18 protein-coding genes are annotated in these 21,613 nt (G+C 37.3%); 14 read left to right on the top strand and 4 right to left on the bottom strand.

What is annotated here, in order from left to right:
• Positions 1-64: 64 nt before the first annotated feature.
• Complete coding sequence (locus tag B7714_RS04195; protein WP_084859729.1) at positions 65-2,719, top strand: YhgE/Pip domain-containing protein; 2,655 nt, start codon at positions 65-67, stop codon at positions 2,717-2,719.
• Positions 2,720-2,740: 21 nt separating this feature from the next.
• On the opposite strand, the gene B7714_RS04190 is transcribed toward B7714_RS04195, so the two are convergent.
• Positions 2,741-5,293 (bottom strand): YfhO family protein, encoded by a 2,553-nt coding sequence (locus B7714_RS04190; protein WP_084859728.1) that lies wholly within the window; start codon positions 5,291-5,293, stop codon positions 2,741-2,743.
• A gap of 61 nt (positions 5,294-5,354) precedes the next feature.
• Entirely contained in the window at positions 5,355-6,977 is a 1,623-nt protein-coding gene (locus tag B7714_RS04185) for an ATP-binding cassette domain-containing protein (protein WP_000958793.1), read from the bottom strand.
• Between the two features lie 195 nt (positions 6,978-7,172).
• Here B7714_RS04185 and trpS point away from each other — a divergent pair, with 195 nt between their 5' ends.
• Positions 7,173-8,198 (top strand): tryptophan--tRNA ligase, encoded by a 1,026-nt coding sequence (gene trpS / locus B7714_RS04180; protein ID WP_084859727.1) that lies wholly within the window; start codon positions 7,173-7,175, stop codon positions 8,196-8,198.
• A gap of 162 nt (positions 8,199-8,360) precedes the next feature.
• Entirely contained in the window at positions 8,361-9,839 is a 1,479-nt protein-coding gene (guaB, locus tag B7714_RS04175) for an IMP dehydrogenase (RefSeq protein ID WP_000073406.1), read from the top strand.
• Between the two features lie 53 nt (positions 9,840-9,892).
• Here guaB and recF read toward each other — a convergent pair whose 3' ends face one another.
• Both recF and yaaA read right to left on the bottom strand, forming a co-directional pair.
• Positions 9,893-10,990: a DNA replication/repair protein RecF gene (recF, locus tag B7714_RS04170; protein WP_084859726.1), complete on the bottom strand. Its 1,098-nt coding sequence runs from the start codon at positions 10,988-10,990 to the stop codon at positions 9,893-9,895.
• A gap of 2 nt (positions 10,991-10,992) precedes the next feature.
• Positions 10,993-11,361, bottom strand: a complete 369-nt coding sequence (gene yaaA, locus B7714_RS04165) for a S4 domain-containing protein YaaA (protein WP_084859725.1) — start codon at positions 11,359-11,361, stop codon at positions 10,993-10,995.
• A 160-nt stretch (positions 11,362-11,521) separates the two neighbouring features.
• Here yaaA and yfmF point away from each other — a divergent pair, with 160 nt between their 5' ends.
• The 11 genes from yfmF to rpsB all read left to right on the top strand — a co-directional run bounded on the left by yfmF (position 11,522) and on the right by rpsB (position 21,576).
• Entirely contained in the window at positions 11,522-12,772 is a 1,251-nt protein-coding gene (gene yfmF, locus B7714_RS04160; RefSeq protein ID WP_084859724.1) for an EF-P 5-aminopentanol modification-associated protein YfmF, read from the top strand.
• Positions 12,769-14,052 carry an EF-P 5-aminopentanol modification-associated protein YfmH gene (gene yfmH, locus B7714_RS04155; RefSeq protein WP_084859723.1) on the top strand — a complete coding sequence of 428 codons (1,284 nt, stop codon included), beginning with the start codon at positions 12,769-12,771 and terminating at the stop codon, positions 14,050-14,052. The genes yfmF and yfmH overlap by 4 nt, the downstream gene beginning before the upstream one ends.
• Before the next feature lie 35 nt (positions 14,053-14,087).
• On the top strand, positions 14,088-14,909 hold the full coding sequence (gene rodZ / locus B7714_RS04150; RefSeq protein WP_162284801.1) for a cytoskeleton protein RodZ: 822 nt from the start codon (positions 14,088-14,090) through the stop codon (positions 14,907-14,909).
• A 10-nt stretch (positions 14,910-14,919) separates the two neighbouring features.
• Positions 14,920-15,465, top strand: a complete 546-nt coding sequence (gene pgsA, locus B7714_RS04145) for a CDP-diacylglycerol--glycerol-3-phosphate 3-phosphatidyltransferase (RefSeq protein WP_084859721.1) — start codon at positions 14,920-14,922, stop codon at positions 15,463-15,465.
• Positions 15,462-16,289 carry an energy-coupling factor ABC transporter ATP-binding protein gene (locus B7714_RS04140; RefSeq protein WP_084859720.1) on the top strand — a complete coding sequence of 276 codons (828 nt, stop codon included), beginning with the start codon at positions 15,462-15,464 and terminating at the stop codon, positions 16,287-16,289. Before pgsA ends, B7714_RS04140 begins: the two co-directional genes overlap by 4 nt.
• Complete coding sequence (locus B7714_RS04135) at positions 16,274-17,113, top strand: energy-coupling factor transporter ATPase (RefSeq protein ID WP_084859719.1); 840 nt, start codon at positions 16,274-16,276, stop codon at positions 17,111-17,113. The genes B7714_RS04140 and B7714_RS04135 overlap by 16 nt, the downstream gene beginning before the upstream one ends.
• Positions 17,106-17,900, top strand: a complete 795-nt coding sequence (locus B7714_RS04130; protein WP_084859718.1) for an energy-coupling factor transporter transmembrane component T family protein — start codon at positions 17,106-17,108, stop codon at positions 17,898-17,900. The genes B7714_RS04135 and B7714_RS04130 overlap by 8 nt, the downstream gene beginning before the upstream one ends.
• A 60-nt stretch (positions 17,901-17,960) precedes the next feature.
• Positions 17,961-18,776, top strand: coding sequence for a rod shape-determining protein MreC (gene mreC, locus B7714_RS04125; protein WP_001078970.1), 816 nt, complete (start codon positions 17,961-17,963; stop codon positions 18,774-18,776).
• A gap of 2 nt (positions 18,777-18,778) precedes the next feature.
• Entirely contained in the window at positions 18,779-19,273 is a 495-nt protein-coding gene (gene mreD, locus B7714_RS04120) for a rod shape-determining protein MreD (RefSeq protein ID WP_001237913.1), read from the top strand.
• Between the two features lie 93 nt (positions 19,274-19,366).
• The gene (gene pcsB, locus B7714_RS04115; RefSeq protein WP_049501303.1) at positions 19,367-20,575 is read left to right on the top strand and encodes a peptidoglycan hydrolase PcsB; all 1,209 of its coding nucleotides are present in this window, start codon (positions 19,367-19,369) and stop codon (positions 20,573-20,575) included.
• Positions 20,576-20,796: 221 nt separating this feature from the next.
• Positions 20,797-21,576, top strand: a complete 780-nt coding sequence (gene rpsB / locus B7714_RS04110; RefSeq protein ID WP_084850092.1) for a 30S ribosomal protein S2 — start codon at positions 20,797-20,799, stop codon at positions 21,574-21,576.
• The last annotated feature ends 37 nt before the right edge of the window (positions 21,577-21,613 follow it).

Below are 21,613 nucleotides of genomic sequence, written 5' to 3'. Positions count from 1 at the left end.
GATTTTTTTCTGTATAATCTATTATATCAAAATTTTAGACAATATGTTTAAAAAAGGAGGAAACATGTTTAAAGAATGGAAAGCAATATTTAAAAAACCGACCTTTATCATTGTAATGATAGGGATTTCTCTCATTCCAGCTTTATATAATATCATTTTTTTATCGTCCATGTGGGATCCATATGGTCAAGTATCGGAGTTACCTGTGGCAGTTGTCAATAAAGATAAGGAAGCTTCTTATAATGGACAGACAATGACAATTGGTGAAGACATGGTGTCTAATTTAAAAGAAAATAAGGCTTTAGATTTTCACTTTGTTAATGAAGAGGAAGGGGAAAAAGGACTAGAAGATGGTGACTACTATATGGTGGTAACATTACCAAGTGACTTATCTGAAAAAGCTACTTCTATCCTAACGAATCATCCTGAACAGATGCAGATTGATTATCAGACGTCAAGTGGGCATAGCTTTATTGCAAGTAAGATGAGTGATTCTGCAATGACGCAATTAAAACAAACCGTCTCTACGAATGTAACTGAAACATATACCAAGGCACTATTCCAAAAAATGAATGATTTGAAGTCTGGAATAAATAAAGCAGTTGATGGAAGTGAACAATTGGCTAATGGAGCCGATCAGTTGGTGACGGGAAGTCAAACGTTGACGACAAATCTTAATACTCTAGCTAATTCAACTGTAACTTTTTCAAATGGAGCGGATCAATTTACAAAAGGCTTATCTAGCTATGTGTCTGCTATAGAGCAATTACATATTGGTTTAGGAACTTTTAATAGTGGTTTACAAAGTTATACAAATGCTGTCTCACAAGTTGACACTGGACTTGGTCAATTAGCTTCAAAAACTCCTGAGTTGGTGACAGGTGTAAATCAGCTAAATACAGGTATAAAGTCTTATACAGGTGGCGTTTCACAACTGGATACAGGTCTCAATCAATTTTCAGTTGGTGTAAATGTATATACAAGTAGTGTGAAAGAACTTTCTAACGGAACAAGTCAATTATCCAATCAATCAGATACACTAAGAGATGGAATGGAGCAATTAAATACTGGTATTAAAGAAATTTCAAGCCAATTAGAGTCCTCATCTCAACAAAATGAAGAAATAGCGCAATTGGCAACAAGTTTAGGAGAACTAAATAAAACACTACAAGCTCTGACAATATCAGATAATACTCAACTGAAAAGTATATTGTCAGAAGCTTTACCAAATCTAACAACTCTTGCACAGGATATTGTGACCAAAAGTCAGACAGAACAAGAGAAAACTCTTGCTAACCTTCAATCAACAGCTACTTATCAATCTCTTACAGAGGAACAAAAGAAAGAACTGACAGAAGCTATTTCTAAAAATTCTAATTCTACTATTGAGTCAGCAAAAACAATTTTAACGACAGTAGGAGGATTGAAAGAAAGTATAGAGAATTCAGAACAACAAGTATCTAATTTATCTGATGTGCAGACGAAAGCAAATCAACTCTTACCTGCAGCATCTAGCTCCTTGACAACATTGTCAAATGGATTTACAAAATTTCAAACTACTGTAGACAATCAGTTAGTTCCTGGAAGTCAGTCAATTGAAAAGGGAGTTGTAAACTATACTAAAGTACTGGATACTATTTCTATAGGTGCTAATCAACTAAGTGAAAAGAATGCAAGTTTAACAACTAGTCTGGATCAATTAGTTTCTGGATCAAGTAAGTTGACAGAAAATACATCAAGCTTGACAGCTGGAGTAGATGCGTTAGCTGGAAAAACTCCAGAATTAGTATCAGGTATAGAAAGCTTGTCAACTGGTTCTGCTCAATTGAATAATAAGAGCCCAGAGCTGATAGCAGGTCTTACCACATTACAATTTGGCTCTGGTCAATTAACAGACAAATCAACACAGTTACTTTCTGCAGCATCCCAACTAGGAAGTGGCGCTATGAAGATTGCAGATGGTGCTGGAAAACTAGCAGATGGTGGAACAACCTTAACCTCTAGTCTTGAAGATTTACAGACAGGAGTTGATTCATTAGGACAAGGACTAGGCAATGCGAATAATCAACTCAAATCAGCTTCAACAGAATCTAAAAATGCAGAAACATTATCTGAACCTCTAGTTCTCTCAAAAACAGATAACGACCAAGTTCCTGTAAATGGGATTGCCATGGCTCCTTATATGATATCAGTTGCTCTTTTTGTTGCTGCTATATCTACCAATATGATTTTTGCTAAGTTGCCTTCTGGACGTCATCCAGAGAGTCGTTGGGCTTGGTTGAAGTCTCGTTCTGAAATAAATGGGATTATAGCTGTTTTAGCAGGTGTTTTAGTTTATGGAGGTGTCCATCTTATTGGATTGACTGCGAACCATGAGATGAGGACCTTGATTCTGATTATAATCACAAGTTTAGCATTCATGTCTATGGTTACAGCTTTAACAACTTGGAATAGCCGTTTAGGAGCATTCTTCTCTCTTGTTTTACTATTATTACAGTTAGCATCAAGTGCGGGGACCTATCCTCTTGCATTGACAAATGATTTCTTCAAAGGTATCAATCCTTGGTTACCAATGAGTTACTCTGTATCAGGTTTACGACAAACAATCTCTATGACAGGAAATATTCATCACCAAGTGATTTTCCTTATTATAACACTAGCTTTCTTTACAGCTTTAGGTATTCTAGCTTATCAACCTAAGAAAATGGAAGAAGATTAAAAAGATTGACCAATTCTTTGGTCAATCTTTTTCAGTCTTAGATAAATTTTGTCTGTGATTATAGATCCCAAAAAGAATAAGGGCAGTTACTGAGCAGACTGCTCCAATAACAAAACCATTGGGAATGAAGGAAAGCGTAATGGTTCCTTTTCCTTTTGGAACATCAACCTTCATAAAACCAGTCTGAGCCTGCTTGATTTCAAGTTTTTTCCCATCTTGGTATGCAGACCAACCTTTGTCATAAGGAATAGTGAAGAAAATAGAGGTATCTTGTTTTACTTCATATGTAGCAAAGACTTTATTTTTAGAGGTGGATACTTCTACAGGTTGTTCTTTAATTTTTTGGATTGCTTCAGTAAGAGCCTGAGTATCTAAACGATAGAAGGTTGGAGATTCAAATGACACCTGAGAATTTCCAGGGAAACTAACACTGATATTGAAAGTTTTTTGTTCCTCAGTATAACCCAAATTAAAGAAATTAAAAGCATTGTCAGTTGTAAAAGTCTTCTTTTCACCATTGACAAGGATATCAACTTTCTTTTGCTTATCGTTTGTAAAATGAAGATTTGAAAAAGAGAGATATACTTGACTATTTTGAGGAACCTCAATTTGATAATCAATCTTTGCATCTTCATTCGCAGAACCTGTGATGCTGGTTAAACCTTCAGAATTATCTGTTTTATCATATGTTATTTGGGAGAAGTAATCTAAGTTGAGATTAGCAAGCTGGTTTATAAATAAAGCCTGATTATCTAGAGTGTGATTGTTAAAGTTTACATCAGTGTAAATAGATTGAGTGGCAAAGGCAATGGGTAAAGAGAGTTGATTTTTATATAAGGTTAAATGATCCTTTTGATAAATCTCTTGAAAGCCATACTTATCAAGTGAAGTTTCAGAAATATTGTACTGGATTCCAAATAAACTGTCTGCTAAAAGGCTGTTATTTGCATAACGGAGATTGAGGTTGGTTCCAGAGGATTTGAATCCCAGTTTATCTAAACTAGTGCTAGCTGAGCGATTTCGTACAGACGAAAATTGAGAGATTCCATTGTAGTTAAATTTCATACTGTCATTTCCAGTCTGAATTTGCAGTTTTTCAGTACGTGTAAATGGATTGTCAATTTGGGTTAGAATGGATTCCATAGCGGTGATATCTCTATTATAGGCGTTACGAGAAGCAAAGGCCCATTCTTTAGCTATTCCTTCCATTTGAGATGAAGCATTTAAGCTTATCTCAGCTGTTATAAATAAAGACAAAAGGATTGCAAATAGATTTACAGAGATAAATTTTTTAATGACTGTAAGAAGTAAAAGAGCATAAACTAGTAGAAATTCAAGAGTGAGTAGGATATTCAAATCAGTTAAAAAAGAATAGTGTGATTTAAAATAGACAGTAGCCAAAAATCCTGTTAGTACAAGAAAAAGTGAGACAAATAGATTCCAGAGTTTCAGTTCTTTCAGGCGATTTAAGACTTCTGCTGTAGTATAAATTAACAGAGTAGAAAAGATCCAAGCATAGCGATGTAAAAACATATTTGGGGTATGCATCCCTTGCCAAAATAAATCGAGGGCCTCTATATAAAAGCTTGTTATTAAAAAAGTGAAAAAAATTGCATAGGTAAGTTTCACGTGAAACTTTATGGATTTTATTGTGAAAAATAGAATGGTCAAAATAAAAGGAAGCAATCCAACAAAAATCATTGGTATAGATCCATACTTAGTTGTATCAAAAGATCCAATGAATTGTTTTGCGAAAATATCCAGATACCAGCTACTATCTGTTTTTAATTTTGTGATGGCAGTTAACTTCTCCCCATGAGTTTGTAAATCAAACAGTGTAGGAAGAGTCATAATCAAACTAGCCATTCCAGCTAAAAAGGAGGTAACAACAAAATCAAGAAAAGATGATTTTCGAGTTTTAAAGTCCCAAGAAATTTGGCAGAGATACCAGAAAATAAGAAACAATGCTGTCATATACCCAAAATAATAATTTTGAATAAATAAGATTGACAAACTTGTAAAGTATAGTAGGCGCTTCTTTTGTGTTATAAGTAGGTGTAAACCAGTTATAATTAAAGGAATCAAGATAAAAACATCTAACCAGGTTTTTATCTCTAACTGACTGACAGTGAAGCTCATTAAAGCATAGGAAGTAGATAAGGTAAGTTTTAAAAATTTTGGGATATCTTTAAATAATCTATTCAAACTAAAGAATGTTGACAGACCAATCAATCCAAATTTTAAGAGAGTGGTCAGATAGACAGCATCTGGCATATTTGACAGATTAAAAAAGTAAACAAGGGGTGAAAGAAAACTACCCAAGTAATAACTAGATAGAGCATAGAAATTCAGTCCGAGACCACTTGTAAAGGTGTAAAACAAACTACCATTTCCATGTAGAATATTCCGTAAAGCCACATCAAAAATAACGTATTGATGAAAACCATCTCCTAATAGTGGAGATGTATCGCTATTCCAGTAGATACCTTGAGTTAGGTATACTCCAGTCATAATTACTAAAGGAATGATGAAAGAAACAAAATAGGTCCAATATGTTTTAAAAAATGATTTCATGTTACCTCGTAGAATGATAGAAAACTCAGTTGGTTACCCCAACTGAGTTTTGAAGTCTTATTTAGTCTTTCCAAAGTTCTTTAACTTTTGCTTGTACTTCTGCATTTTCTAGGAATTCATCATAGGTTTCATCAATACGATCAATGACGCCATTCTTAGACAAAACAATAATATGGTTTGCTAAAGTTTGAATGAACTCGTGATCATGACTAGCAAAGATGATTGATTCTTTAAAGTTTTTCAATCCATCGTTCAAGCTTGAGATAGATTCCAAGTCCAAGTGGTTTGTTGGATCATCAAGTACAAGGACATTTGATTTCAAGAGCATGAGTTTTGAAAGCATGACACGTACTTTTTCTCCCCCTGACAAGACATTTACAGGTTTGTTAACCTCGTCTCCAGAGAAGAGCATACGACCAAGAAAACCACGTAAGAAGGTATTGTCATCTTCTTCTTTACTTGCAAATTGACGCAACCAGTCAAGGATTGACTCTCCTCCTGCAAAATCAGCTGAGTTGTCTTTTGGCAAGTAAGAACGGCTAGTAGTAACTCCCCACTTGACAGTTCCTTCATAGTCGATGTCACCCATAATTGCACGAATTAATGCAGTCGTTTGAATGTCATTTTGTCCAATAAGAGCTGTCTTATCACCTGGACGCAAGATGAAACTAATATTGTCTAGGATAGTTTCACCATCAATCTTTACAGTTAGATTTTCTACTGTCAAGAGATCATTACCAATCTCACGTTCTGCTTTAAAGTTGATAAATGGGTATTTACGACTAGAAGGAACAATCTCTTCTAATTCAATCTTGTCAAGCATTTTTTTACGAGACGTTGCTTGTCTTGACTTAGAAGCGTTGGCAGAGAAGCGAGCAACGAATTCTTGCAATTGCTTAATTTTTTCTTCTGCCTTGGCATTACGGTCTGCTAGCAATTTAGCAGCGAGTTCAGAAGATTCCTTCCAGAAGTCATAGTTTCCGACATAGAGTTTGATTTTTCCAAAGTCAAGGTCGGCCATGTGGGTACATACTTTGTTTAAGAAATGACGGTCGTGGGATACTACGATAACAGTGTTATCAAAATCAATCAAGAAGTCTTCTAGCCAAGTAATAGACTGGATATCCAAACCGTTGGTTGGCTCGTCCAAGAGAAGAACGTCTGGTTTGCCAAAAAGTGCTTTGGCAAGGAGAACCTTCACTTTTTCACCATTGGCCAATTCGCTCATGTTTTGATAGTGCAATTCTTCTGGAATGTTTAGGTTTTGAAGTAGTTGAGACGCTTCACTTTCTGCTTCCCAACCTCCAAGTTCAGCAAATTCACCTTCGAGTTCGGCTGCACGAACACCATCTTCATCTGAAAAATCTTCCTTCATGTAAATGGCATCTTTTTCTTTCATGATGTTGTAAAGTTTTTCATTTCCCATAATGACGACATCAATAACTCGTTCATCTTCATAGTCAAAATGATTTTGACGGAGAACAGAGAGACGTTCATCTGGACCAAGAGAGATGTGACCAGTTGTTGGCTCGATATCACCAGCTAAGATTTTTAAGAATGTAGACTTCCCAGCACCATTAGCACCAATCAATCCGTATGTATTTCCTTCTGTAAATTTGATATTGACATCATCAAAAAGTTTGCGATCACTAAAACGTAGTGAAACATCAGATACTGTAAGCAATGTTTTTCTCCTATAATATGTAATATATTTATTCTACTAGAAAAGAGAGAAATATTCAAATTTTTCTTTGTCAATTTTATGTCAATTAAGTTTACAGAGTTATTTACAATGAGTTAGTTGTTTGATTTAAATAATTTTCTGTTATTTTAACAAAAAAATGCTATAATTGAAGAGACCATTTCGAAGGAGAAAAAAATGACGAAACCCATTATTTTAACAGGAGATCGCCCAACAGGAAAACTGCATATTGGACATTATGTTGGGAGTTTAAAAAATAGAGTATTACTACAGGAAGAAGACAAGTATGAGATGTTTGTTTTTTTGGCGGACCAACAAGCATTGACAGATCACGCCAAAGACCCTCAAACGATTGTAGAATCTATTGGGAATGTTGCCTTAGATTACCTAGCAGTTGGACTAGATCCAAGTAAATCAACTATCTTTATTCAAAGCCAAATTCCAGAGTTGGCTGAATTATCTATGTACTATATGAATTTGGTGTCACTAGCTCGTTTGGAACGGAATCCGACAGTAAAAACAGAGATTGCTCAGAAAGGGTTTGGAGAAAGTATTCCGACAGGATTTTTGGTTTATCCGATTGCGCAAGCAGCAGATATTACTGCCTTCAAGGCTAATTATGTTCCTGTTGGGACAGATCAGAAACCAATGATTGAGCAAACTCGTGAGATTGTTCGTTCCTTTAATCATGCTTATAATTGTGAGGTCTTGGTGGAGCCGGAAGGTATTTATCCAGAAAATGAGAGAGCAGGACGTTTGCCTGGTTTAGATGGAAATGCTAAAATGTCTAAATCCCTTAATAATGGTATTTATCTAGCAGATGATGCGGATACGTTGCGTAAAAAAGTCATGAGCATGTATACTGATCCGGATCATATTCGAGTGGAGGATCCAGGTAAGATTGAAGGAAATATGGTTTTCCATTATCTAGATGTGTTTGGTCGTCCAGAAGATGCTCAAGAAATTGTGAATATGAAAGAGCATTATCAACGTGGAGGTCTTGGTGATGTAAAGACGAAACGCTATCTACTTGAAATATTAGAACGGGAACTTGGCCCTATTCGTGAGCGTCGTATCGAATTTGCTCAGGATATGGGGGAAGTGTATAATATGCTTCAAAAAGGTAGTGAAAAAGCGCGTGAGGTTGCGGGGCAAACTTTATCTGAAGTTAAGAAAGCAATGGGACTAAATTATTTTAAATAATAGATAAAATATGAATCGTAAAACTATCTCTTCCATAGGTTCACAGGGATAGTTTTTTTATGATTTCTACCATAAATATAATTGACAAATTTTCATAGAATGGTATGATAGATACAATACAAAAAGAGTCAAGCTCAAAAAGAAAGAAAAGAGGAAACTTCAATGTCTAATTGGGATACTAAATTTTTAAAAAAAGGTTTTACCTTTGATGATGTATTGCTCATTCCAGCAGAAAGTCATGTGTTGCCTAATGATGCAGATTTAACAACAAAATTGGCAGATAATCTGACTTTAAATATCCCAATTATAACAGCCGCAATGGATACAGTCACAGAAAGTCAAATGGCTATTGCTATTGCTCGTGCGGGTGGTCTTGGAGTAATCCATAAAAATATGTCTATTGCGCAACAGGCGGATGAAGTTCGCAAGGTAAAACGTTCTGAAAATGGTGTTATTATTGATCCATTCTTCTTGACTCCAGAACATACCATTGCTGAGGCAGACGAACTGATGGGACGTTACCGTATCAGTGGTGTTCCAGTTGTAGAAACACTTGAAAATCGTAAATTGGTTGGTATTCTAACAAACCGAGATCTTCGATTTATTTCAGATTACAATCAACCAATCTCAAACCATATGACCAGTGAAAATCTTGTCACTGCCCCTGTTGGTACAGATCTTGCAACAGCTGAACATATTCTTCAAGAACACCGTATTGAAAAACTTCCTTTGGTTGACGAAGAAGGCCGTCTTTCTGGCTTGATTACTATTAAGGATATTGAAAAAGTTATTGAGTTTCCAAATGCTGCCAAAGATGAATTTGGTCGTCTTCTAGTTGCTGGTGCGGTGGGTGTCACTTCAGATACATTTGAACGTGCAGAGGCTCTCTTTGAAGCAGGGGCTGACGCAATTGTTATTGATACTGCACATGGTCACTCTGCTGGGGTTCTACGTAAAATTGCTGAAATTCGTGCTCACTTCCCAGATCGCACTTTGATTGCTGGTAATATTGCAACTGCAGAAGGTGCGCGTGCTCTTTATGATGCGGGTGTGGATGTTGTCAAAGTTGGGATTGGACCAGGTTCTATCTGTACTACTCGTGTGATTGCAGGTGTGGGTGTCCCACAAGTGACAGCAATTTATGATGCGGCAGCAGTTGCGCGCGAATATGGAAAAACGATTATTGCTGATGGTGGAATCAAGTATTCTGGAGATATTGTAAAAGCCCTTGCTGCAGGTGGAAATGCAGTTATGCTTGGTTCAATGTTTGCTGGAACAGATGAAGCACCAGGTGAAACTGAAATTTTCCAAGGACGTAAGTTTAAGACTTACCGTGGTATGGGATCAATCGCTGCAATGAAGAAAGGTTCAAGCGACCGTTACTTCCAAGGTTCTGTCAATGAAGCAAACAAACTCGTTCCAGAAGGAATTGAAGGCCGTGTTGCCTATAAAGGCGCAGCAGCTGATATTGTCTTCCAAATGCTTGGTGGTATTCGCTCTGGTATGGGTTACTGTGGTGCAGCTAACCTTAAAGAATTGCACGACAACGCTCAATTTATTGAAATGTCTGGGGCTGGTCTAAAAGAAAGCCATCCTCATGATGTACAAATTACTAATGAAGCACCAAACTACTCTATGTAAGAAGTAAAAAAGAACTCCTAATTTTCAGGAGTTCTTTTTTGTTTACAAAGTTGTCAAGTTTGATTTACAGAAATTTTACCGTTTTGAATATTGAAGATACTAAGATTTTCTGGCAAGTTTTGTAAGTGGTCTAAACTTGTTGTTGTAATAAAGGTTTGGATAGATTGAGAAATGGTTTCTAGTAATTTTAGTTGACGTGTATTGTCAAGTTCGCTCATAACATCATCAAGCAGTAGTATCGGAGACTCATTGGTAATACTTTCCATTAGCTCAATCTCTGCTAGTTTGATAGAAAGTACAAGACTTCGATGTTGACCTTGGCTTCCAAAACTAGCGTCCATACCATTGATATAGAAAGTAATGTCATCTCGATGAGGGCCGACACCAGTATTCTTTTTAAATAAGTCTCTGGATCTGCTTTTCTCCAAAGCAATTTTAAAGGAACTTGTTAGCTGTTCTTCATCAGTGAAGTTGACAGATGATTGATAAGATATTGACAACCCTTCTGAATGATTTGAAATTTCTAAGTGTTTTTTTTGACCAAATTTCTCTAGGTCCTTGATGAATTTTATACGATGTTTTATGACTCGACAACCATACTCTACTAACTGATCATCTAATACTGACAGAAATGTTTCATCAATCTTCTGACTGGATTTTAGGTAAGTATTTCTTTGCTTGAGTATATGGTTATAGTTTGACAAGTCTGACAAGTAGATTGGTTTAATTTGTCCCAGTTCAATGTCTATAAATTTTCGACGGACAGAAGGTGCTCCCTTAATTAGCTGGAGATCTTCAGGTGCGAAGAGGACAACATTCATATGTCCGATGTAGTCTGATAGGCGAGCTTGTTTTAAGTGATTGACCTTAGTCACACGCCCTTTTGGTGTTAAATTAATTTCTAGAGGGATAGAGCTTGTTTTTTTCTGTAGCAAGCCAGAAAGACGGAGTTGCTCGTTATCAAAATGAATGAGATTTTTATCTGTACGAGTCCGATGACTACGTGTCAAGGCCAAGAAATAGATTGCTTCTAGAATATTGGTTTTTCCTTGTGCATTTTGACCTAGAAAGACGTTTAATTTTGGATTGAAATCAATTTTTGCCTCTTTGTAGTTTCGAAAGGTTTTAATTGCTAAATGTTGGAGCCACATGGTTATCTTCCTGGAAAACGTGGAGCTTGTTTGGTTTTAGGCGATGAAGAAGTTTTTTGTTTTTCTTTCTTGACACCTTTATTCATCTCTTTGACAAGTTTAGCAATTCGCTCTTTCTCAATCTTATCTGCTTGATATTCTTCTTGCTCTTTTAAACTTGGTTTTGTCAAGGTGATGTCAATCTTTAAATCAGGAATGTCAATCGTATCTCCAACACGAATTTTTTTCCCACGTCTATTTTCTAATTCACCATTAAAGTAAACTTGATGCTCCATTAGAAAGGATTTAATAGCACCGCCGCTTTGTGTAATTCCAAGCTCTTTTAGGAGGGCTTGGAGCGTAATAAATTCTTCAAATAATTTGTATTCCATAATTCACCTCAATCTTTGGTATTATACCATATTTTCTTTGAAATAGCTGAAGGAAAGTTAGCTGAAATGAAAACGGTTTTACTTTTTAAAGCTATAAAGAGAACAAGAAAAATTTTGATTTTCGTGGTATAATAGAACTCTATATGTAAGGAGGTAAGGTATGGAATTAGTGCCTGGAATCTCAGCACATTTTGTTCAATCCAAAAAGTTTAAAACAAATAAAATCACTATTCGTTTTACTGCTCCCTTATCTCTTGAGACAATAGCAGGGCGCATGTTGAGCGCGAGTATGTTGGAGACGGCAAATCAAGTTTACCCAACATCTCAAGTATTTCGCAGATACTTGGCAAGTTTATATGGAACAGATATTTCCACAAGTTCTTATCGTAGGGGACAGGCACATATTCTTGACTTAACGTTTACCTATGTGAGGGATGATTTTTTAAGTAAAAAGAATGTATTGACTTCTCGAATTTTGGAATTGGTGAAACAGACTTTATTTGCTCCCTTAGTTCAAGATGGTGCTTTTGAGCCAGCTTTATTTGAAATTGAAAGAAAACAGTTGTTGGCTAGTTTAGCTACTGACATGGATGATTCATTTTATTTTGCGCATAAGGAGTTGGATAGCTTGTTCTTCCATGATGAGCGTCTTCAATTGAGATACAGTGATTTACGAAATAGCATTTCAAATGAGTCTCCAGAAAGTAGCTACACTTGCTTTCAAGATGCTCTGAAAAATGATCGAATTGATTTCTTTTTCATAGGTGATTTTAATGAAGTAGAAATTACAGAATCGCTGAAGTCATTACCCTTTACAGTTAGAGAGAATGGCGTCACTATCCAGTACCATCAATCTTATTCGAATGTCTTAAGAGAGGGAATGGTTCAGAGGAATGTTGGGCAATCTATTTTGGAATTAGGCTATCATTCTCCTGTAAAATATGGTGATGATGAACATTTGCCTATGCTTGTTATGAATGGTTTGTTGGGTGAATTTGCACATTCGAAACTTTTTACAAACGTTCGTGAAAATGCTGGAATAGCCTACACAGTCTCTAGTCAACTGGATTTGTTTAGTGGTCTGTTAAGGATGTATGCGGGGATTGATAGAGAAAATCGAAATCAGGCTAGAAAAATGATGAATCATCAATTGCTAGATTTGAAAAAGGGTAACTTTACAGATTTTGAACTTGAACAAACTAAGGAGATGATTCGACGATCTTTGTTGATGGATCAAGATAATCAACAGACCCTAGTTGAAAGAGTCTATTTGAATGCTCTATTGGGGAAATCAAGCTTCGATATTGATCGATTGGTGGCAAAATTAGAGAATGTTGATAAAGAAGCTGTATGTAAAGCTGCCAACAGTTTGAAGTTACAAGCGATTTACTTTATGGAAGGAGTAGAATGACAAAGGTTGCTTTTGAAGAAAAATACTATCCTGCTGTAAAGGAAACAGTCTACAAAACACAATTGTCAAATGGATTGACAGTTTCTTTACTCCCTAAGCAAGATTTCAATGAGGTTTATGGGATTGTAACGGTTCAATTTGGTTCTGTAGATGCAAATTATACAAGCTTGGAAAAAGGTTTACGTCATCATCCAGCAGGAATTGCACATTTTCTTGAACATAAATTGTTTGAAAGAGAAAATTCTGAGGATATAATGGCTGCTTTTACTCGATTAGGTGCAGACAGTAATGCCTTTACAAGCTTTACTAAGACCAGCTATCTTTTTTCAACAATTGACCATTTATTAGAGAATTTAGATTTGCTAGATGAGTTAGTTGGAGATGTTCATTTCACAGAAGAGTCTGTTTTGAGGGAGCAGAATATTATCCAGCAAGAACGAGAAATGTACCAAGATGATCCAGACTCACGTTTGTTTTTTGCAACATTAGCCAACCTTTATCCTGATACTCCTTTAGCAACAGATATTGTTGGAAGTGAAAAATCAATTTCTGAGATTCGAATTTCAAATTTAAAAGAGAACTTTACAGACTTTTATAAACCTGTCAACATGTCACTGTTTTTAGTTGGAAATATTGATGCAAAAGTTGTTGAGGAATACTTTTCGAAAAAGGAAAAGAAAACTTTAGAACAGTTTACAGTTACAAAAGAGAAGCTACCTTTGCAACCTGTGAAGCAAACAGATAGCCTTCGGATGGAAGTTTCTTCACCCAAACTTGCTGTTGCGATTAGAGGTAACGGGCAAATAACAGAAGCTGAGTCTTATCGTCACAATATTTTATTGAAATTACTATTTACGATGATGTTTGGTTGGACTTCTGACCGTTTTCAAAGGTTATATGAGACTGGGAAGTTAGATGCGTCATTGTCGCTTGAGGTCGAAGTCAACAGTCGCTTTCATTTTGTGATATTGACAATGGACACCAAAGAGCCTGTTTCTCTGTCGCATCAATTTCGTAAAGCGATTCGTCAGTTTAGTAATGACGCGGATATTACCGAGGAACATTTAGATCTTGTTAAGAGTGAGATGTTTGGGGAGTTTTTCAGCAGTATGAACTCCTTGGAGTTTATTGCAACTCAATACGATCCGATGGATCGCGGAGAAACAATTTTTGATTTTCCGAAAATTTTACAGGAGATTACTTTGGAGGATGTTCTAGAAGCTGGACATCGTTTGATTGATAATGGTGATCTAGTTGATTTTACAATCTTTCCAGCTTAAAAGATGATTAATACTAGAAAGAAGGAATGGTACGTATGAGAAAAAAAACAATTGGCGAGGTTCTACGTTTAGCTAGAATTAACCAGGGATTGAGTTTAGAAGAATTGCAGGAAAAAACTGAAATTCAGTTGCATTTTCTAGAAGCCATGGAGGCAGATGATTTCGATTTACTTCCTAGTACCTTCTACGCTCGTTCTTTTTTAAGAAAATATGCCTGGGCAGTAGAGTTGGATGAGAGAATTGTTCTGGACGCCTATGATTCAGGTAGTATGATCACTTATGAAGAGGTAGATGTCGATGAAGAAGACTTGTCTGGTCGCAGACGATCAAATAAGAAAAAAACGTCTTATCTCCCCTTGTTTTATTTCGTTCTATTTGCTTTGTCAATTTTAATTTTTGTCACTTACTATGTTTGGAACTACATCCAAACTCAGCCAAGTCCTTCTTCAGCTAATTATAGCGTTGTGAACTCGACTAGTTCAACAACCTCATCTAGTTCATCTTCTAGTAGTCAGTCGTCTAGCTCGTCTTCTACTACGGAATCAACTATTACAGTGTCAGGCGAAGGAAACCGCATTGAAGCTCGGTATAAAACGAGTAAGGAAACCGCTACTGTTCAACTGGCAGTATCAGATGCAACTAGTTGGGTAAGTGTTTCAGGAAGTGAGCTGGAGGGTGGTGTGACACTGTCCGCAGACAATAAGAATGCAAAAACAACAGTTTCAACTAAGAATCCCGTTACTATTACTTTAGGTGTAGTGAAGGGAGTTACTGTGACTGTGGACAATCAAACAATCGATACCTCGAAGCTGACAACTCAGACTGGAACTGTAACACTTACATTCACTACAGATTAAGGAAGAACCAATGAAAAAAGAACAAATCCCTAATGTATTAACAATTGGTAGAATTCTCTTTATACCTCTCTTTATTCTTATTTTGACTTTGGACCATTCACAAGGCAGTCATTTGCTGGCAGCGATCATCTTTGCAGTTGCTAGTATAACGGATTATCTTGATGGCTACCTTGCTCGTAAATGGAATGTAGTCAGCAACTTTGGAAAGTTTGCTGATCCGATGGCCGATAAGCTGTTGGTTATGTCAGCTTTTATCATGTTGATTGAGTTAGGTATGGCTCCAGCTTGGGTTGTTGCTATTATCATCTGTCGTGAACTCGCTGTGACAGGCCTACGTCTGTTGCTCGTTGAGACAGGAGGAACGGTTCTTGCGGCAGCGATGCCTGGGAAAATCAAGACCTTTAGTCAAATGTTTGCCATTATCTTTTTGCTCTTACATTGGAATTTAATTGGTCAGCTGTTGCTTTATATAGCTTTGTTTTTCACTATCTACTCTGGCTATGATTATTTCAAGGGTAGCGCTCATATATTCAAAGGGACATTTGGTTCAAAATGAAATCGATTATTGAAGTAAAAGATCTGTCTTTTCGTTACAAGGAAGATCAGGATCAATATGATGTTAATAATGTCTCGTTTCACGTGAAACGGGGAGAATGGCTTTCGATTGTAGGTCATAATGGGAGTGGAAAATCGACAACTATCCGTTTGATTGATGGATTGCTTGAAGCAGAGTCTGGGGAAATCTGGATTGATGGGCAATTGCTGTCCCCTGAGAATGTTTGGGACTTGCGTCGTCAAATTGGTATGGTTTTTCAAAATCCAGATAACCAATTTGTGGGGGCAACTGTTGAAGATGATGTCGCCTTTGGATTAGAAAATCAGGGACTTCCTCGAGAAGAAATGAAGAAGAGAGTGGCTGAATCTTTGGAGTTGGTAGGTATGCTGGACTTTAAGAAGAGAGAACCAGCTCGTTTATCTGGTGGACAAAAACAACGGGTGGCTATTGCAGGAGTTGTTGCCTTGAGACCTGCTATTTTAATTCTGGACGAGGCTACAAGTATGTTGGATCCCGAGGGACGAAGAGAACTGATTCAGACAGTTCAAGAGATTCGAAAAGACCACCAGATGACAGTCGTCTCCATTACACATGATTTAGAGGAAGTTGCGATGAGTGACCGTGTCTTGGTCATGAAAAAAGGCCAAGTGGAGTCAACTAGCAGCCCCAGAGAACTTTTTTCTCGGGATGACCTTGACAAGATAGGGTTAGATGAGCCTTTTTCTAATCAATTGAGAGAATCTTTGAGAGAGACTGGTTATCAGTTGCCGGATGGCTATTTGACAGAAGGAGAGCTAGAGGACAAGTTATGGGAATTACTCTAGAAAATGTGAGCTTTACCTATCAAGAGGGGACTCCCCTATCTTCATCAGCCTTGACTGATGTTTCTTTGACGATTGAGGATGGTTCCTATACAGCTTTAGTAGGGCACACAGGTAGTGGGAAATCAACGATTTTACAGCTTTTAAATGGCCTATTGGTACCAAGTAAGGGTTCTGTTCGAGTTTTCGATACTGTCATTACCCCTACATCAACCAATAAAGAAATTCGTCAGATTCGAAAGCAAGTTGGTCTAGTGTTTCAATTTGCTGAAAACCAGATTTTCGAAGAGACTGTTTTGAAAGATGTTGCATTTGGACCGCAAAATTTTGGAGTTTCTGAGGAAGATGCCAAGAAAATTGCGCGTGAAAAGTTAGCCTTGGTGGGCATCGATGAGTCACTCTTTGAGCGCAGTCCTTTTGAACTTTCTGGTGGCCAAATGAGACGTGTGGCTATAGCAGGTATGCTAGCCATGGAGCCAACTGTCTTGGTTTTGGATGAGCCAACAGCAGGGCTAGATCCTCTGGGCAGAAAAGAATTGATGACCTTGTTTAAAAAACTCCACCTTTCTGGAATGACAATCGTTCTGGTAACGCATTTGATGGATGATGTAGCTGCATATGCTGATCAGGTCTATGTTATGGAAAAGGGGCGTTTGGTCAAAAGTGGCAAACCGTGCGAAGTTTTCCAAGATGTAGCCTCTATGGAAAAAGTACAGTTAGGTGTGCCTAAAATCACAGCCTTTTGTAAACGTTTGGCAGATAGAGGTGTAGCTTTTAAAAAACTGCCAATCAAGATAGAGGAGTTTAAGGAGTCGCTAAATGGATAGTATGATTTTAGGGCGTTATATACCGGGGGATTCCATCATTCATCGCTTGGATCCCCGTAGTAAATTGCTAGCCATGATTCTGCTGATTTTGATTGTATTTTGGGCCAATAATCCCCTCACCAATCTCATTCTGTTTGTAGCGACAGGTATATTTATCGCATTATCGGGCGTTTCTCTCTCGTTTTTCGTTCAGGGATTGAAATCCATGTTTTTCTTGATTGCTTTTACGACTCTATTTCAGCTCTTTTTCATTTCAAGTGGGAATGTCCTATTTGAGTTTTCTTTTATAAGAATAACGGATTATGCTTTGCAGCAAGCTGGGATTATTTTCTGTCGTTTTGTGTTGATTATTTTCTTTTCAACCTTGCTAACATTAACGACCATGCCTTTGAGTCTGGCAGCTGCAGTTGAAGCTCTTTTAGCACCGCTGAAACGTGTGAAAGTTCCCGTTCATGAAATTGGCCTCATGTTATCAATGAGTTTGCGTTTTGTTCCAACCTTGATGGATGACACGACGAGAATTATGAATGCTCAAAAAGCTCGTGGAGTTGACTTTGGCGAAGGTAGCATCGTTCAAAAAGTAAAGGCAATGATTCCGATTTTAATTCCTCTTTTTGCGACTAGTTTAAAGCGAGCAGATTCATTGGCAATAGCCATGGAAGCGCGTGGTTATCAGGGAGGAAAGGGTAGAAGTCAGTATAGACAATTGAGATGGAGTCAAAAGGATACACTGACAATTCTTGTGATTTTGGTACTGGGATGTTTCTTATTTTTCTTAAAATCTTAGCAGATTTGTAGGATTGATAAAAAGCTCACAGTAGCAGGTTTTTAGTATAAAGGTAGGAATATGAACCGTTTTAAAAAATCAAAATATCTAATCATCGTTTTTGTCACAGTTCTGGCAGTTTCTGTTCTATTAGTGACAACCTATTCAAGTGCTATTGTGACGAAACTAGGAGATGGGATTTCCTTAGTGGATAGAATTGTTCAAAAACCCTTTCAGTGGTTTGATACTTTCAAATCGGATTTGGGACATTTGACGCAGACTTACAATGAAAATGAGAGTCTAAAGAAACAACTTTATCAACTAGAGGTGGAGTCTAATCAATCAGAAAGTTTAAAAAATGAAAATGAACAATTACGTCAGTTGCTGGATATGAAGTCAAAATTGCAGGCTACAAAAACCATTGCAGCAGATGTGATTATGCGAGCTCCAGTATCTTGGAAACAAGAGTTAACAATTGATGCGGGAAGTTCAAAAGGAGCTTCTGAAAATATGTTGGCCATTGCAAACGGGGGTTTGATTGGTAGTGTTTCAAAGGTGGAGGATCATTCAACAACGATCAACCTATTGACAAACACCGAAAATTCAGACAAAATTTCTGTTAAAATCCTGCATGGTTCTACTGAAATTTACGGAATCATCGTTGGTTATGATAAGGAGTCAGAACTGCTTAAAATTAGCCAATTAAATAGTAACAGTGACATTAGCGCAGGAGACAAGGTGACTACAGGGGGGCTCGGAAACTTTAATGTTAAGGATATTCCTGTTGGAGAGGTTGTTGCTACAACACACAGCAGTGATTATCTAACAAAGGAAGTAACAGTCAAGTTAAGTGCTGACACCAAAAATCTTCATGTGGTAGAGTTAGTGGGGAATTAACAATGAGACTGTTAAAACAAATTGGTATTTTCTTTTTACTCCCTTTTGTCGTACTAATTGATGCACATATTGGACAATTGGCGGGATCCTTCTTCCCTCACTTTCATTTAGCAAGTCATTTTTTGTTTTTATTTCTCTTGTTTGAGACAATTGAGGTTTCAGAATACCTCTATCTAGCTTATTGCTGTATAGTGGGTTTGGTGTACGATATCTATTTTTTCCACTTGATAGGAATTGCGACACTTCTATTTATCTTGATAGGTGCTTCGCTCCATAAATTTAATAGTGTAATTTTGCTAAACCGTTGGACAAGAATGTTAACAATAGTTGTGATGAGTTTCCTATTTGATATGGGGAGCTATCTCCTTGCTCTTGCTATGGGATTGACAGTAGAATCTATGCCAGTTTTCATCGTCTACAGCCTTGTCCCGTCAATGATTTTAAACTTTTTATGGATGCTTATTTTCCAATATATTTTTGAAAAATGTTATCTATAAGAAAGAAATAAAAATGTAACAAAGGCGTAATATTTATTATGTCTTTTTTTGGTATACTAGTAATGTCTTAAATAGAAGGAGTATCTACACAATATGAAGAAAAAAATCTTAGCGTCACTTTTGTTAAGTACAGTATTGGTTTCTCAAGCGGCGGTATTGACAACTGTCCACGCTGAAACAACTGATGAAAAGATTGCTGCTCAAGATAGTAAGATTAGTAATTTGACATCTCAACAAAAAGAAGCTCAAAAACAAGTAGATGAAATCCAAACGCAAGTTACAGCTATCCAAACTCAACAAACGAACTTGGAAGCTGAGAATGAAACTCTACAAGCTGAATCTAAAAAACTTGAAGGAGAAATTACAGAGCTCTCTAAGAACATTGTTGCTCGTAATGAATCTTTGGAGAAACAAGCACGTAGCGCACAAACAAACGGTGCTGCAACTAGCTATATCAATACAATTGTAAACTCAAAATCAATTACGGAAGCTATTTCACGTGTTGCAGCCATGAGCGAGATTGTATCAGCTAACAATAAAATGTTGGAACAACAGAAAGCTGATAAGAAATCTATCGCTGAAAAACAGGTTGCAAACAATGAAGCAATCAACACTGTCATTGCGAACCAACAAACGCTTGCTGACGATGCACAAGCATTGACAACAAAACAAGCAGAGTTGAAAGTTGCTGAGTTAAACCTTGCTGCAGAGAAAGCTACTGCAGAAAGTGATAAAGCTACTTTATTGGAACAAAAAGCAGCAGCAGAGGCAGAAGCAAAAGCAGCAGCTGAAGCAGAAGCGGCTTATAAAGCACGTCAAACAAGTCAACAACAATCAGTTGTTGCTTCTGGAAATACAACACTTTCAGATCAAGTGCAAGCGACTTCAAGCTCTTCATCAGACGATGATTCAAGCTACACTCCAGCACCTGCTCCGACTCCAACTAGACAACGTCCAACATACAGTACAAATGCTTCAAGCTATCCAACTGGAGAATGTACTTGGGGAGCTAAAACATTAGCACCTTGGGCTGGAGATTACTGGGGTAACGGAGCGCAGTGGGCTACAAGTGCAGCAGCTGCAGGATTCCGTACTGGATCAACTCCACAAGTTGGTGCGATTGCATGTTGGAATGATGGTGGATATGGACACGTAGCGGTTGTTACAGCAGTTTCATCATCAACTAGCATTCAAGTATCAGAATCAAATTATGGTGGAAATCGTACAATCGGTAACAAACGTGGATGGTTCAACCCAACTACAACTTCTGAAGGTTACGTAACATACATCTATCCAAACTAATGAATGAAATAAAGAGGCTCGATTTGAGTCTCTTTTCTTTTTTAGTCTTAAGTTAGGCTAAAAACTAGCAAAAATACTTGAAAATATTGATAAAATATGATAGAATAAAACTTGTCGTGTAAACGATAATACTCATTCTTGATGAATTGTGAAACTGTTGCCCTCGGGTCGTTTTGCAAGTTGAAGTCGAGGAGAGGAAAAAACAAAAAGGAGAAATACTCATGGCAGTAATTTCAATGAAACAACTTCTTGAGGCTGGTGTACACTTTGGTCACCAAACTCGTCGCTGGAACCCTAAGATGGCTAAGTACATCTTCACTGAGCGTAACGGAATCCACGTTATCGACTTGCAACAAACTGTAAAATACGCTGACCAAGCATACGACTTTATGCGTGATGCGGCAGCTAACGATGCAGTTGTATTGTTTGTTGGTACTAAAAAACAAGCTGCTGATGCTGTTAAAGAAGAAGCAGAACGTTCAGGTCAATACTACATCAACCACCGTTGGTTGGGTGGAACTCTTACTAACTGGGGAACTATCCAAAAACGTATTGCTCGTTTGAAAGAAATCAAACGTATGGAAGAAGAAGGAATCTTCGACGTTCTTCCTAAGAAAGAAGTTGCACTTCTTAACAAACAACGTACACGTCTTGAAAAATTCTTGGGTGGTATCGAAGATATGCCTCGAATCCCTGATGTAATGTACGTAGTTGACCCACATAAAGAACAAATCGCTGTTAAAGAAGCTAAAAAATTGGGTATCCCGGTTGTAGCGATGGTTGACACAAACACTGATCCAGATGATATCGATGTAATCATCCCAGCTAACGATGACGCTATCCGCGCTGTTAAATTGATCACAGCTAAATTGGCTGACGCTATCATCGAAGGACGTCAAGGTGAAGATGCAACAGCAGTTGAAGCTGAATTTGCAGCTTCAGAAGCTCAAGCTGACTCAATCGAAGAAATCGTTGAAGTTGTAGAAGGCGACAACGCTTAATTCATAGAAATAGTAATTACCTAGGAGGGCGGGGCGT

Origin of the sequence: Streptococcus oralis subsp. oralis (assembly GCF_002096595.1) — a bacterium.
Lineage (GTDB): Bacteria > Bacillota > Bacilli > Lactobacillales > Streptococcaceae > Streptococcus > Streptococcus oralis_D.
This window is presented reverse-complemented; position numbering and strand designations above follow the sequence as displayed.